At 64.9% G+C, this 13,591-nt stretch carries 13 protein-coding genes and 1 tRNA gene; 7 read left to right on the top strand and 7 right to left on the bottom strand.

The window, feature by feature from the left end:
• Window positions 1-38: 38 nt before the first annotated feature.
• Entirely contained in the window at window positions 39-770 is a 732-nt protein-coding gene (gene pcsA, locus AC07Y0_RS07310) for a phosphatidylcholine synthase (protein WP_454746000.1), read from the bottom strand.
• 197 nt (window positions 771-967) lie between these two features.
• On the opposite strand from pcsA, the gene AC07Y0_RS07305 reads away from it, so the two are divergent.
• On the top strand, window positions 968-2,167 hold the full coding sequence (locus AC07Y0_RS07305) for a UbiH/UbiF family hydroxylase (protein WP_498675924.1): 1,200 nt from the start codon (window positions 968-970) through the stop codon (window positions 2,165-2,167).
• Here AC07Y0_RS07305 and AC07Y0_RS07300 read toward each other — a convergent pair.
• Together AC07Y0_RS07300 and AC07Y0_RS07295 are read right to left on the bottom strand one after the other, a co-directional pair.
• Window positions 2,144-3,106 carry an AEC family transporter gene (locus tag AC07Y0_RS07300; RefSeq protein WP_498675922.1) on the bottom strand — a complete coding sequence of 321 codons (963 nt, stop codon included), beginning with the start codon at window positions 3,104-3,106 and terminating at the stop codon, window positions 2,144-2,146. The genes AC07Y0_RS07305 and AC07Y0_RS07300 overlap by 24 nt on opposite strands.
• Window positions 3,107-3,160: 54 nt before the next feature.
• Complete coding sequence (locus AC07Y0_RS07295) at window positions 3,161-3,910, bottom strand: cytochrome c biogenesis CcdA family protein (protein ID WP_498675921.1); 750 nt, start codon at window positions 3,908-3,910, stop codon at window positions 3,161-3,163.
• Window positions 3,911-4,098: 188 nt separating this feature from the next.
• Here AC07Y0_RS07295 and AC07Y0_RS07290 point away from each other — a divergent pair.
• Window positions 4,099-4,174, top strand: a tRNA-Lys gene (locus tag AC07Y0_RS07290).
• Between the two features lie 106 nt (window positions 4,175-4,280).
• Here AC07Y0_RS07290 and AC07Y0_RS07285 read toward each other — a convergent pair.
• The 4 genes from AC07Y0_RS07285 to AC07Y0_RS07270 form a co-directional block, all read right to left on the bottom strand.
• Window positions 4,281-5,822 carry a phospholipase D family protein gene (locus AC07Y0_RS07285; protein ID WP_498680192.1) on the bottom strand — a complete coding sequence of 514 codons (1,542 nt, stop codon included), beginning with the start codon at window positions 5,820-5,822 and terminating at the stop codon, window positions 4,281-4,283.
• A gap of 94 nt (window positions 5,823-5,916) precedes the next feature.
• On the bottom strand, window positions 5,917-7,035 hold the full coding sequence (locus AC07Y0_RS07280; protein ID WP_498675920.1) for an ABC transporter permease: 1,119 nt from the start codon (window positions 7,033-7,035) through the stop codon (window positions 5,917-5,919).
• Window positions 7,032-7,739: an ABC transporter ATP-binding protein gene (locus AC07Y0_RS07275; RefSeq protein WP_498675917.1), complete on the bottom strand. Its 708-nt coding sequence runs from the start codon at window positions 7,737-7,739 to the stop codon at window positions 7,032-7,034. The genes AC07Y0_RS07280 and AC07Y0_RS07275 overlap by 4 nt, the downstream gene beginning before the upstream one ends.
• Before the next feature lie 10 nt (window positions 7,740-7,749).
• Window positions 7,750-8,379 (bottom strand): ABC transporter substrate-binding protein, encoded by a 630-nt coding sequence (locus tag AC07Y0_RS07270; protein ID WP_498675914.1) that lies wholly within the window; start codon window positions 8,377-8,379, stop codon window positions 7,750-7,752.
• Between the two features lie 218 nt (window positions 8,380-8,597).
• Between AC07Y0_RS07270 and AC07Y0_RS07265 the strand changes: the two genes are divergently transcribed.
• The 5 genes from AC07Y0_RS07265 (at window position 8,598) to AC07Y0_RS07245 (ending at window position 13,571) form a co-directional block, all read left to right on the top strand.
• Window positions 8,598-9,290, top strand: coding sequence for a ceramidase domain-containing protein (locus AC07Y0_RS07265; RefSeq protein ID WP_498675912.1), 693 nt, complete (start codon window positions 8,598-8,600; stop codon window positions 9,288-9,290).
• Window positions 9,291-9,510: 220 nt separating this feature from the next.
• The gene (locus tag AC07Y0_RS07260; RefSeq protein ID WP_498675911.1) at window positions 9,511-10,803 is read left to right on the top strand and encodes an efflux RND transporter periplasmic adaptor subunit; all 1,293 of its coding nucleotides are present in this window, start codon (window positions 9,511-9,513) and stop codon (window positions 10,801-10,803) included.
• Between the two features lie 9 nt (window positions 10,804-10,812).
• Window positions 10,813-11,532 carry an ABC transporter ATP-binding protein gene (locus tag AC07Y0_RS07255; RefSeq protein ID WP_498675909.1) on the top strand — a complete coding sequence of 240 codons (720 nt, stop codon included), beginning with the start codon at window positions 10,813-10,815 and terminating at the stop codon, window positions 11,530-11,532.
• Window positions 11,522-12,727: an ABC transporter permease gene (locus AC07Y0_RS07250; RefSeq protein ID WP_498680191.1), complete on the top strand. Its 1,206-nt coding sequence runs from the start codon at window positions 11,522-11,524 to the stop codon at window positions 12,725-12,727. Before AC07Y0_RS07255 ends, AC07Y0_RS07250 begins: the two co-directional genes overlap by 11 nt.
• Before the next feature lie 220 nt (window positions 12,728-12,947).
• Window positions 12,948-13,571 carry a GntR family transcriptional regulator gene (locus AC07Y0_RS07245; protein WP_498675907.1) on the top strand — a complete coding sequence of 208 codons (624 nt, stop codon included), beginning with the start codon at window positions 12,948-12,950 and terminating at the stop codon, window positions 13,569-13,571.
• The last annotated feature ends 20 nt before the right edge of the window (window positions 13,572-13,591 follow it).

The raw sequence follows: 13,591 nt of genomic DNA, 5'->3' as shown, positions 1-13,591 counted from the left end.
GACAACTTTTTTTGCACTTGCACATTGAAGCCGGCGGTTCAGGACTTCGACCTGCCGAGGGAGGGAAACCACTGCAGCACCGCGCCGATGCCATAGAGGTAGATGCCGGTGATGATGAAGCCGATCGTCACCCAGTCCGGCGTATGGAAATGCTTCAGAAGCGCATAGCCGCCGAAGCCGCACCAGAGGAAGAAGACCGCCAGATTGAGCGGGCGCAGACGCTGGACGCGCACCGGATGGAGGAAATGGATCGGCAGGAAGGTCAAAACCACGGAGGCGATGACGACCACCAGCGCCGTCGTCGCGTCAGCGTCGATGACGAACAGCGTGAACACGATCATGTTCCAGACGACGGGAAAGCCGGAGAAGAAATATTCGTCGGTCTTCATGCCCATGTCGGCATAGTAGATGGCGCTGGAGACGACAATCATGCCAGCGGCGACGAAGGACCAGGGCTCGCCGATCATGCCGCTCTGGTAGAGCGCAAAGGCCGGCAGCAGCACATAGGTGACGTAGTCGATGATGTTGTCGAGCGTGTCGCCCGACCAGTTCGGCAGGACTTCCTTGACCCTGACCTTGCGGGCAATCGGGCCGTCGATGCCATCGACCAGAAGCGCCAGACCCAGCCACCAGAACATGTCGACGAAGCGGCGCTCGGCCGCCGCGACCACACCCAGGAAAGCGAGGAAGGATCCGGAGGCGGTCAGGATGTGGACTGAGAAGGCACGCATTTCCGCGTAAGGCACCCGCCGATAATTGAAGATCTTCATATTCGGTTTTTTGCCCCGCTCTTCGCCCTCCGATTTCGTATCGACCGAAACCGCATTTTTTGCAACCGCGTTGGCAAAAGATGAACACATTTAGCGGGCTCTGCCGCCGCAGGCAGGATGGAGGCCTGCGCCAATTCGGCTTATGGATTTCTGTGTGCGGGCGCTCTAGATAGAGGGAAACTCAAGAGGTGGCCAAGATGAAAGAGTTCGATATCGCCGTGGTCGGCGGCGGCCTTGCAGGCTCCATCGCCGCGGTGGCCCTTGCCCGCGGCGGACGTCGCGTCGCCTTCGTCGCCCCGCCGACCGGTGGCGACAGGCGCACGACCGCGCTGATGGATCAGTCGGTCCGGATGATGGAGCGGCTCGGCCTCTGGGAAGCGGTGCAGCCCGCCGCCGCGGCCCTCTCGACCATGCAGATCGTCGACGGCACCAACCGGCTGCTGCGCGCGCCGGTCGTCGCCTTTCGCAGCGCCGAGATCGGGCTCGACGCCTTCGGCTACAACATGCCGAACAGCGCCCTGCTAAAGGTTCTGGGCGATGCGGTCGCGGCCGAACCCAACATCACGTCCTTCCCTTCCACCGCCGAAGACATCGCCTTTGGCCCCGACAAGGTCGTGATCCGGCTGGAAGGCGGCGAAAGCCTGGAGGCCGCCTTTGTCGTCGGCGCCGATGGCCGCAAGTCCAAGGTCCGCGAAAGCGCCGGCGTCGGCGTGCGCACCTGGTCCTATCCGCAGACGGCCATCGTGCTGAACTTCGCCCATACCGTGCCGCATCGCAACGTCTCGACCGAGTTCCACGGCGAAAGCGGCCCCTTCACCCAGGTGCCCCTGCCCGGCCTGCGCTCGAGCCTGGTCTGGGTGGTCGATCCGAAGGAAGCCGAGCGCCTGCTGGCGCTCACGAATGAAGACCTGTCCCGTGCGGTGGAAACCCGCATGCAGTCGATGCTGGGCAAGGTTTCGGTCGAGGACGGGGTTCAGGCCTGGCCACTTTCGGGTATGAGCGCCCATCGTTACGGCACGGGCCGCGCCGCCTTCATCGGCGAAGCCGGCCATGCCTTCCCGCCGATCGGCGCGCAGGGGCTCAATCTCAGCCTGCGCGACATTGCCGCCCTCGAAGACATTCTGTGCGACCGGACCGGCCAGCCGATCCCCGCCGACGCGGGAGATCGCTTCGACCGCAAGCGCCGCGTTGACGTGATCAGCCGCACGGCGAGCGTCGACCTGCTCAACCGCTCGCTCCTGTCGAGCCTCCTGCCGGTGCAGATGCTGCGGGCGGCGGGCCTGCAGGTGCTCTCCAGCGTCGCGCCGCTTCGCCATATGGTGATGCAGGAAGGTGTGGCGCCCGGCCGGGCACTGCGTTCTTTCCCGAGCTTCTTACGGGAAAAGATCCGGCGGTAGGATGCCGTTGGTGATGGCATAGAGCAGACCGGAGACCGACAGCACCGAAAGCACGGTGGTGATGAGGATGGTCGCCGAGGCGCGTTCCTGCCAGACGCCGTATTGCTGGCCGATGACGAAGACATTGGTCGCCGTCGGCAGCGAGGCGAGCAGGACTGCGGTGAAGATCCACAGCGGATCGAAATCGCCGACCAGCCCGAGCACGACATAGACCAGCAGCGGATGCAGCAGGAGCTTGATCGGCACGATATAGCCGATCTCGGCGGGAATGCGCTTCAGCGGACGCAGCGCCAGCGTCACCCCCATGGCAAACAGCGCGCAAGGGGCAGCCGCCTGGGCGAGATAGTCGATCAGCCGCTGCAGGGCGAGCGGCTGATCGAAATGCAGGCCGGCGGCCAGGAAGCCGATCGCGGTGGCGATGATGAACGGGTGGTAGGCGATCTTCCTCACGACATCGAGCGCCACCCGGCTGCGCGGCCGCTCGTCTCCGCCGGCAAAGGCCATCAGCGCCGGCGCGGCGATGAAATGGGCGGCGTTCTCGAAGCAGAAGACCAGCGCCACCGGAACGGCCGCGGCTTCGCCGAAGGCCAGCAGCGCCAGCCCCGGTCCCATGTAGCCGATATTGCCATAGGCTCCAGCCAGCGCCTGGATCGTGCAGTCGGGGATCGTATTGCCCCGCACGAACCGTCCGATCAGGAAGACGAGAACGAAGATCGTATAGGTGGCGGCGAGCGAGGCGGCGATGAAGTCGACGCGGGTCAGTTCCTCGATCGGCGTGCGCGACACCAGCTTGAAGAACAGCGACGGCAATGTGATGTAGATCACGAAGAAGTTGAGCCAGCCGAGCGCTTCGGCGGGCTGGCGCGTCAGCCGGCCCGAAATATAGCCGATCAGGATGAGCCCGAAGAAGGGCAGGACCAGTGCGATAATGTCTGCCAAGCCGCCGCTCCTCGCTTCCCGGGGTCGGACGTATGCGACCCTTCGTCTTCGGCCTTAGCCGATTTGCGACAGGATTGGAAAGGTCTGCTGGAACCAAATCGCCATGTCGGCGACGAATCCGAAGATGAAGGCAAGCCCGGTGAGGACGAGTAAGCCGCCCATGATCTTCTCGACCAGGCCGAGATGCCGGCGGAAGCGGGTGAGGAAGCGCATGAAGGCGCCGGAAAAGGCAGCGGCGATCCAGAACGGCACGGCGAGACCGAGGGAATAGACGGCGAGCAGCATGGCGCCCTCGCCGACCGTGTCGCGCGCTGCGGCCACGCCGAGGATCGCGCCGAGCACCGGGCCGATGCAGGGCGTCCAGCCGAAGGCGAAGGCAAGGCCCATGACATAGGCGCCCGACAGCGTCGCCGGCTTGCCGCCGCCGGAAATGCGCATCTCGCGCGACAAGAGCCCGATGCGGAAGACGCCGAGGAAGTTGAGGCCCATGATGATGATGATGACGCCGCCGATCTTGGCCAGCAGGTCGAGATGCTGGCGCAGCAGCGTGCCGATGGTCGAAGCGCCGGCGCCGAGCGCGACGAAGACGGTGGCAAAGCCGAGGGTAAAGGCGAGCGCCGAAAACATCACCGCGCGCCGCGCCTGGCGGTCCTGCGTCGCCACCCCGCCGCCACGGAACTGGTCGACGGAAATGCCGGCCATGTAGCAGAGATAGGGCGGGACGAGCGGCAGGACGCAGGGCGACAGGAAGGACAGCGCCCCGGCGAACAGCGCGCTGAGCAGCGAAATCTCGGCAATCGACACGAAGCAAACTCCCTTAGCGGCCCGGTGCCGCCTTCCTAGCGCCGTCGTCCCCCGCTTGCCAATCACCTTTCCGTTCGCTGCGACAATTGCGCCCCTTCGTCGCCGCGGTTCCGAAAATTTCGGTTGACCGGCAAGGGGCACCTGCCTATGTAACGCACACTTCCGCGGGGACGCCACGTCCCCCTTGGGAGAGCGTAGCTCAGCCGGTAGAGCAACTGACTTTTAATCAGTAGGTCCAGGGTTCGAATCCCTGCGCTCTCACCATTTCTTCCCTGTTCATACCGAAGACATAGGTAACGTCGTGTATCTAAGACATGGGTGACGACCGCGACCGGCCGACCAGCAATCTCAGCTGACTCGGGCACGCGGCTCACAATTGCGATTCGAGCGGCAGCAGTCCCGTGACGGTGGCGACGAATCGGCGCCAGTAGCTGGCGCCCGGTTCATCATGCTCTGGCGGTTGGTCGGGTTCGCCGTTCCATTGCAGGTCACCGTCTTCGATGCTCAGCCGGTAGGCATGGATCGGCCCGCTACGGATGAGGAATTCGCGCCGCACCTCGGCCGCCAGATCGGCATGGCGAAACAGCACGCCCATTTCGGTGTTGAGCGCGATCGACCGCGGGTCGTAGTTGAACGAGCCGATGAAGCCGGTCCGGTCGTCGACGGTGAAGGCTTTGGTGTGCAGGCTGGCATTGCTGGAGCCGAACAGCGAAATCCGCCCCGGCCGGCTCTCCGCCTTCAGTTCGAACAGATCGATCCCGCTTTCGAGCAGGCCTTCCCGGTAGTGGGCATAGGCGCCGTGGACGGCGGCGACGTCGGTGGCGGCGAGCGAATTGGTCAGTACCTTCACCTCGGCGCCGCGCTCGACCAGGCGGCGCAGGCTGCTTGCGCCCTCGTCACCGGGAATGAAATAGGGCGAGGTGATCTCCAGGCTGGTGGTCGCCGAAGCGATGACCGGGTCGATGCTCTCGTTGAGCCAGCTCTGCTGCCCGACATCGAGAACCTTTTCCGGCGGATCGGAAACGACCTCCGCCGAGGCCGTCCAGTGCGTCGCGCCGGCGGTCACCAGCGCCTTGGCCGCCTGCTCCCCCTGCTTCAGTCGGGAAAGGTAGAGCTTTGCCGGCTCGCTCGAGGCAGCATCTTCCAACCGTGCGCGCAGCCGCGTCAGTTCCCGGCGTTCGGGATCCGACAGGCTGCGGATCGGCAAAACGACCGGGCTGTTCCAGAAGCGGTCGAAGATGGTCGCGGTCTGGTCGACCGCCTGACCGACCATGGCGACGTCCAGATCTCGGAAATTGGCGGTGTCGGACGCGCCGAAATAGGCGTCTCCGATATTGCGCCCGCCGACGATCGCCAGCCTGCCGTCGGCGATCCAGGCCTTGTTGTGCATGCGCCGCGTCACCGTCAGGATGCGCAGCGCCATGTCCATGCCGCGCGCCAGCGTGCTGTCGCGGCTGAGCGCCGGATTGAAGAGCCGGACCTCGATATTGGGATGGCTGTCATAGGCCAGATAGACGTCATTGCCGCCGCGCGCATTGATGTCGTCGAGCAGGATGCGCACCCGCACCCCGCGATCGGCCGCCGCCAGCACCTCCCGGCCGAGAAGCCCGCCGGTGAAATCGTCGCGCCAGTAGTAATATTGCAGATCGAGGCTGCGGCCGGCGGCGCGGGCGGCATGGGCGCGGACCGCGAAGGCATCAATGTCGTCGGAAACCAGCCGAAGGCCGCTCTCGTCCGGGTGAGCGACGGTCTGCGGCTCGATCTCGCGGTCGAGCGGGGTCTCGCTTTCGGTGACCGGCAGCGCGTAGGAGGCCGGCCCGCGCGCCTGCGAGGCGAACCGCCCGTAGAGATAGACGGCAAGCCAGGAGGCCACGGCAAAAGCAATGATGCCGATCAACACGAATTTCGCGATGCGCAAGTCTGACCTCCGGAACCCCACTGCAGCACTCAGATAACGCGCGGGCATCGGAACGGTTCGATGCGGACTGCAAATATGGGCAGGAAAGTCAGCGAATGCCGCGGAGCGCCGAAGACGGCGTGGCGCGGGTGACGCGCCAGGCCGGATAGAGCGCGGCGAGCGGGCCGACCAAGATTACCCAGAACAGCGCCTCCGCGACGATGGCAAGACTGAGATAGGGTTCGAGCAGACCGGCCGAAATGCGCAGCCAAGACACCAGATGCATGCCGGCGATCCCAAGCCCGACCCCAATGACGCTGCCCATCAGGCACATCATCAGCCCCTCGACCACCACCAGCATGCGGATGCGCGCCGGCGTCCAGCCGATCGCTGCGAGGATGCCGAATTCCTGCACGCGCTCGGAAACCGACATCAGCAGCGTATTGGCCACCAGAATGGACGAGGCAAGGATCATGATGAGCGAGACCGCCGAGGTGACCGCATCCACCGTCTTGACGAAATCCATGTTCTCGGCGAATTCGGCGCTGTCGCTGACCTCGATCGTCGGCGACACCTTGGAGAGCACCGCCTTGACGGCCGCCGCCCTTTCGGGCTCGACGGGACGCGCCAGGCGGACCTGCACCAGCGAGACGCTGGCCGGGCGGCCGAAAAGTTCCTGGAGCCCCTTCAGCCGCGCCACGGCGACATTCTGATTGAAGACCGAGTCCGGGACCGAGATGCCGGTGATGCGGAAGGGTTCGTACTGGATCTGGATTTCGTCGCCCACCGTCTTGCCGAGCGCCTCGGCGACGGTGCGGCCGAGGACCACCTCGCGGTCGCCGGTGGGGATCACGCCTTGTTCCAGCGCCAGCGAGCGCCACAGGAAGCTGTCGTCCGGCCAGCCGGTGACGAAGATATTGGCCTCGTCGTCGACCTCGGCGATCGTCAGAATGATTCCCGCCGCCTCCTCGACGCCGGGCACGGCATCGAGCTTTTCGACCAGTTCGGCGGAAATCGAGCTGCTGACAAGGCTATAGGTGCCGCGCTGGCTGACGACATAGTCGCCGCCGACATCGCCGACGCCCTGGGCATAACTGTCCTGCAGGCCGCGCGTCAGTCCGGTGAGCGCAACGAAACTGCCGACCGCGACCGCGATGCCGAGCACGGTGAGTGTCGAGCGAAGTTTCTGCGACAGGAGGTTTCGTGCGGGCAAGGTCAGGAGATTCATGCGGAGACCTCGGATGTCGCGGCGATCCGCGGAACGCGCTGGTCGGAAACGATCCGTCCGTCGACCAGTTCGACCCGCCGGTCGCAGCGCTCGGCGATCGCCCGGTCATGGGTGACGATGACGACGGTGATCGCATTGTTGCGCTGCAGATCCTCGAGCAGGTCGATGATGTCGGCGCTGGACCGGCTGTCGAGGCTGCCAGTCGGTTCGTCGGCGACGATCAGTTCGGGCCGGTTGGCAAGCGCCCGGGCGATCGCCACCCGCTGCCGCTCGCCGCCGGACAGTTGCAGCGGATGCTGTCGGCCGCGCTGGCCAAGGCCCAGGCGCTCCAGCAGTTCCGCCACCCGGTCGCGGCGGTCGCGCGCCGAAATGCCCTGCCACAGCATGGCGAGTTCGATATTCTCCGCCACCGTCAGCGACGGGATCAGATAGAAGGACTGGAAGACGAAGCCGATCCGCTCTGAGCGGATGCGTGCCCAGTCGGTCCTGCCCCGCACGATCGCGCCGTCGAACAGCACCTCGCCCGAGCTGGGTTCCTCAAGGCCGCACAACACGTCGAGCAGCGTCGACTTGCCGCTGCCGCTCGGGCCGGTGATGGCGATGAAGTCGCCGCGCGCCACGGAGAAGGACACATCGTCCAGGGCGATGATGCGGCCGTTGTCATAGACACGGCGGCAGTTGCGGAGTTCGACCAGTTGGGACATGCGTGGGCTCTCAGTTCCGGCCGGCGAGTTCGGCGCGCAGGTTCTTGGTCAGCGCGGCGAGCGAACCGCCGAGCGCCCTGATCCGCGCCGCGTAGTCGTCGCGGCGGGCGACGGTCAGCGAGGCACCATTGCCGACGATATCGAAAAGGCAGAACGATCCGCCGCAGGGCCGCATCTTCCAGTCCAGCCTGCGTGCGCTGCCGTCGCGCCGGATCTGCGAGGTCAGCACCACGACATCCCGCGAACCCAGCGGCTTGGCCTCGTTGATCCGCAACCGATCGTCCGGACGGATGCGGCGATCGAGTTCCACGGCCATGACATCGCGCAGCACCAGACGGAACTCCCGACGCTCGGCTTCGCTGGCACCATCCCAGGCCTTGCCGGCAACCTTGCGCGCTATCTCGCCAAGGTCGAGATAGCGCTCGAGCAAAGGTGCAAGCTTCGCGGCGGGACCGCTGGCCGAGGCGACGGTCAAGGCATGGATTTTCTCCACCGCGGCAATGGCGCCGTCGATATTGGCGGCCGCCGCCGGAGACGCCGCCCCGCCCCATAGGGAAGCAAGGAATACCAATACACCGACCAGACCACGCCGACGATTTTCCGCGCCGCCAGAACCTTCGAACTTCAACCAAGCGTACATGCCGACCCCGGAAAGTACTCCGCAAGATGAATGCGGCACAACTCTCCCCTTTCCAATGCGCGAATCGTCCCCACGACTACTCAAGCGCGCGCTTGACATCATATGTACGGCGTACCTAATGCGCAAAGGAAAAGGCTTCTCGGCCAATTGGCAATTGGCCGCAGGGAGGCGGGTGCTTCGTTCAGGTCTTCTTGACCTGGGGGTCAACGGAATCGGTGATGACAAGCGACTGGAGTGCGCCGATTACGGGTGCCTATTGCGAACGGACCGCGTCGGGATTCTGGGGCGAACCGCTGAATGCCAGTTCCAGCCTGCTCGTCGTCGTCGTCAGCCTCCTCGCCCTGGTGCATGTGCTTCGCACCCGTTCCCTCTCTCCCGGCCTGATCGCGCTGATGGCGCTCGCCTTGGCGATCGGAATCGGCTCGTTCCTTTGGCATACCTTCGCGACGCGCTGGGCCGAGCTGGCCGACGTGCTGCCGATCTGGGCCTTCATCGCGCTTTACGGCGCAGCCGTGCTGAAAAACTCGGTGAAGACTCCGATCGCCCTCCCGGTCGCCGTCATCTTCGGCGCAATCGTGTTCGTAGCCGGTTTGGCCCTGTCGATGCGAGATACGCACATGCTGGGAGACACCGTCAGCGGCTCCACCCAGTACCTGCCGGCCCTGTTCGTCGTATTCGCGACCGGCCGCATGGCGTGGAAGGAACGTCATCCGTCGTTTCGCCTGATCGCCGTCGCAATCGCGCTGTTCGCCCTCTCCTTCGCCTTCCGCAGCCTCGACATGCCGCTCTGCTCCGTCGTTTCGTTCGGAACGCATTTTCTCTGGCACGTCACCAATTGCCTGGCCTTCGGCGTCTTGCTGGCGGCCCTGATCCGCTTTCCGCCGGGCAACGGCAAGGTGGCGGACAAGTGACGCCGAGGCTTGACGCGCGGCAATTGCGACAAGGCCCCACCATTACCAAGATTTAACTTCGCTTCTACTGAGGGCTGTGACACACCAGCCGTTGGCGATACCTGCGGTGGGGCGGGTCTCGTTGTGGATTGCAATTTGCCGGTACTTGATACGAGTCAATAACTGCCGGCCGCATTGCGGCGATACAGATTGAACCATGACCGGAGAAGATGGACGCGAAATGACGACCGATTCTGAGAAGACCCCATCCCCCGCCAAGAATAGCGAGGCCTCAGAACTCGCCGCGCTGCTCGGCAGTTCGCACAAGCGCGGAGGCCACTCGCGCTGGACATGGCGCCTGCTGGCCGCCGGCGTGCTCATTGCCGGGGCCTATGGTTACTGGTCCTACAGCTCCAAGGCGACCGCCTACACCTATGCGACGGTGGCAGCCAAAAAGGGCGACCTCACCGTTCTCGTGACCGCGACCGGTTCGATCGAGCCGACGGTGCAGGTAGACGTGTCGAGCGAACAGTCGGGCACCATCCGCGAGGTGCTGGTCGACTACAACAGCACGGTCAAGGAGGGCGAGGTGGTGGCGCGTCTCGACACCGCCAAGCTCGAGGCCAACGTCAAGAGCGCGGAAGCGAGCCTGCTCTCCGCCAAGGCGAGCGTGGCCAAGGCGGACGCCGACCTGAAGTCGGCCAAGGCGACGTTCGACCGATTGAAATCCTTGGTCAGCAGCCGGGTTTCGACGCAGCAGGAGATGGACGAGGCGGGCTTCACCTTCGAGGCGGCGGAGGCCACCAAGGCCAGCGCCGCGGCCAATGTGCTCTCCGCCGAAGCCGACCTCGACCAGGCCAGGCTCAATCTCACCAAGGCGACGATCGTCTCGCCGATCGACGGCATCGTGCTGTCGCGCGACATCGACCCCGGCGCGACGGTGGCCGCCTCGCTCGAAGCGCCGACCCTCTTCACCATCGCCGGCGACCTGAAGCGGATGGAACTGCAGGTCGATATCGACGAAGCTGATGTCGGCCAGGTTGCGGTCGGACAGACGGCGACCTTCACGGTCGACGCCTTTTCCGACAAGCGCTTTCCGGCCGAAATCACCGACGTGCGCTACGCCTCCGAAACCGTCAACGACGTCGTGACCTATATGGGCATTCTGCGGGTCGACAACGACCAGATGCTGCTCCGGCCCGGCATGACGGCGACCGCCGACATCGTCGTCCAGTCGATCACGGGCGCACTGCTGATCCCCAACACGGCGTTGCGCTACACGCCGCCGGAAAGCGAGGCGGAGACGAGTTCGGGCGGCGGCGTGTTCAGCTTCTTCCGTCCGCCGCGTTCGGGCTCGATCAGCGCGCCGGAACCGGAGGGCGCCGAACGTACCGTCTGGCTGATGAAGAATGACGTGCCGACGGCCGTCAATATCGAGGTCGGCGCAAGCGACGGGCAGAATACGGTCGTCACCAAGGGCGCCCTCGCCGAGGGCGACCTGCTGATCACCGATGCTGCGGAAAAGAACGGCTGAGGGCGCGACATGGCCAGCCCTCCCCTTATCCAGTTCCAGCAGGTTTCGAAGGTCTACGGCCGCGGCGAAGCGACGATCCGGGCGCTCGACACCGTCGACCTGGTGATCGAAAAGAACGAGTTCGTCGCGATCATGGGGCCGTCCGGTTCCGGCAAGTCGACCGCGATGAACATCCTCGGCTGCCTCGACGTGCCGAGTTCCGGCGAGTACCTGTTCCAGGACATCAAGACATCGGAGCTCGACCGCGGACAGCACACGCTGTTGCGCCGGCACATGCTCGGTTTCGTATTCCAGGGCTTCAACCTTCTGGCCCGCACCTCGGCCGTCGAGAATGTCGAGCTGCCCCTCGTCTACCGCGGCATGGAAGCCGGCGAACGCCGCCGTCTTGCCAATATCGCCCTGGCGCAAGTGGGACTTTCAGGCCGTGAGAGCCACACGACGCAGGAACTGTCGGGCGGCCAGCAGCAGCGCGTCGCGATCGCCCGGGCCATCGTCACCAGCCCGAAGGTGCTGCTCGCCGACGAACCGACCGGCAACCTCGACACCAAGACCAGCAAGGAGATCATGGAACTGATCACCGGCCTGAATGAGGAACACGGCATCACCGTCATCATGGTCACCCACGAAGACGACATCGCCGCCTATGCCAAGCGCAACCTGCGCTTCCTCGACGGCCGCCTGCATTCCGACAGCCAGAACGCAAAGGTCGCCGCAGATGTTGTTCTTTGAGACCGTCAAACTCGCATTGCGGGCCATCAGCCGCAACATGCTGCGCTCCTTCCTCACCGTGCTCGGCGTCGTGATCGGCGTCGCCGCCGTCATCGCCATGGTGACCATCGGCAACGGGACGACGGCGCAGGTGACGGCGGAGATTTCCAAGCTCGGCACCAATCTTCTCTTCGTTCGCCCCGGCCAGTTCGGCCCCGGACGGGCGAGCTCCGACGCCAAGAAGTTCACCGAGCGCGATGTTCAGGCGGTCCGCGACCAGATCACCGGCCTGCGCGCGGTGGCCGGCGTCAACCAGTCGAGCCAGGTGGTCATCTACGGCGGTGAGAACCATCAGACGACCGTGACCGGCACGACCGGAGGCTACTTCATCGCCCAGGACTGGACGCTTGCCAGCGGCCGGACCTTCCTGCCCTCGGAAGAACGTGGCGGCCAGGCCGTGTGTGTCATCGGCGAGACCGTTCGCAAGGAACTCTTCGGCTCCACGCCGGCGCTCGAGCAGAGCATCCGCGTTGGAAGCGTGTCCTGCGAAGTCATCGGCACGCTGGCCAAGAAGGGCCAGAGCGGCATGGGCAGCGACCAGGACGACATCGTCGTGATGCCGCTGAAGGTCTTCCAGCGACGGATCGGCGGCTCGACGGACGTGTCGAGCATGATCCTTTCCGCCGAGAACGGCGTGTCGACGTCGAAGATCCAGGCCAATGTCGAGCGGCTGCTGCGCGAACGGCGCAAGATCATCGCCGGCCGCGAAGATGACTTCTCGGTCAACGACATGACCCAGATGGCTTCGACGCTGACCGGCACGACGACCCTGATGACCGGCCTGCTCGGCGCGGTGGCGGCTGTCAGCCTCCTGGTCGGCGGGATCGGCATCATGAACATCATGCTGGTCTCGGTCACCGAGCGCACCCGGGAAATCGGTATCCGCCTGGCGATCGGCGCCCTGGAACAGCAGGTGCTGATGCAGTTTCTCGTCGAGGCGGTGACCCTGTCGCTCGCCGGAGGCATCATCGGCATCCTTCTCGGCCTCGGGCTTGCCTACAGCGCCGTGTCCTACATGAACGTGCCCTTCGTCAGCAGCCCCTCGGTGATCGTGCTGGCCTTCGGCTTCTCCGCCGCGATCGGCATGGTGTTCGGCTATTTCCCGGCGCGCCGGGCCGCTCAGCTCAACCCCATCGACGCCCTGAGACACGAATAGGCACGCTGCCCACCTCTCCAGCCTTTCGCCTCGTGGCAGACCCGCCGCGCCGTCCGGCCGCGCGGCGGCCTGTTGCGTCACCCGGCAAAGACAGATCTCCGCACTCGTCCGACCAGGACGACGAGGCATGCCAGCCAACGCCGTATGGCTTTGATATATCACGCAGACTTGCTATTCCGAATGCGACATGCCAAGTTGAAATATATCAGCGGAGGGGCGCATGACTGGAATCACCGGCTCGCAGAGTCACCTCGCCTATCTGGCGCTGGAACAGCAGATCGTCACGCTGAAGCTGAAGCCCGGCGCACTGGTGAACGAGCGGCAGTTGATTGAACTGTCGGGCTATGGCCGGACCCCGGTGCGTGAAGCGATCCAGAAGCTCGAATGGCAAGGGCTCGTGCTGGTGCGCCCGCGCGTCGGCCTGCAGATCGCCGAAATCCAGCCGACCGACCACAAGGCCATCATGGCCATCCGCCTGAAGCTCGAACCCCTGTTGGCCAGGCTCGCCGCCGAGAATGCCGATGACGCGCAGCGCGCAGCCCTGCTTGACTGCGCTAAGGCGATGACCGCGGCGGCCACCGCCGGAAGTTTCGACGCCTTCCTCAGCGCCGACAAGGAGTTTGACGAGATCATCGAGGAGGCCTGCCCCAATCCGTTCCTGATCTCCGCCCTCGCGCCCCTCCAGTCCCATTCGCGGCGCATGTGGTATGCGCGCGCCACGGTGGGAAAGATGGACCGCTCGGTCTCCCTGCACGTCGCCGTCATCCGCGCCATCCATCAGGGCAAGGGCGACCAGGCCGAGAGCGCCATGGAAGCGCTGATCGCCTATCTGAGCGAAGGCTGAGCGGACTGCTCGGCCCGACG

The organism is Allorhizobium sp. GW101-3B10 (assembly GCF_059424725.1).
Note: the sequence above shows the minus strand (reverse complement) of the source record. Positions and strands in the feature narration are given on the sequence as shown.

Coding starts and splice junctions, on each gene's coding strand:
- pcsA (WP_454746000.1), bottom strand. CDS start 770: ATGAAGATCTTCAATTATCGGCGGGTGCCTTACGCGGAAATGCGTGCC.
- AC07Y0_RS07305 (WP_498675924.1), top strand. CDS start 968: ATGAAAGAGTTCGATATCGCCGTGGTCGGCGGCGGCCTTGCAGGCTCC.
- AC07Y0_RS07280 (WP_498675920.1), bottom strand. CDS start 7,035: ATGAATCTCCTGACCTTGCCCGCACGAAACCTCCTGTCGCAGAAACTT.
- AC07Y0_RS07275 (WP_498675917.1), bottom strand. CDS start 7,739: ATGTCCCAACTGGTCGAACTCCGCAACTGCCGCCGTGTCTATGACAAC.
- AC07Y0_RS07270 (WP_498675914.1), bottom strand. CDS start 8,379: ATGTACGCTTGGTTGAAGTTCGAAGGTTCTGGCGGCGCGGAAAATCGT.
- AC07Y0_RS07265 (WP_498675912.1), top strand. CDS start 8,598: ATGACAAGCGACTGGAGTGCGCCGATTACGGGTGCCTATTGCGAACGG.
- AC07Y0_RS07260 (WP_498675911.1), top strand. CDS start 9,511: ATGACGACCGATTCTGAGAAGACCCCATCCCCCGCCAAGAATAGCGAG.
- AC07Y0_RS07255 (WP_498675909.1), top strand. CDS start 10,813: ATGGCCAGCCCTCCCCTTATCCAGTTCCAGCAGGTTTCGAAGGTCTAC.
- AC07Y0_RS07245 (WP_498675907.1), top strand. CDS start 12,948: ATGACTGGAATCACCGGCTCGCAGAGTCACCTCGCCTATCTGGCGCTG.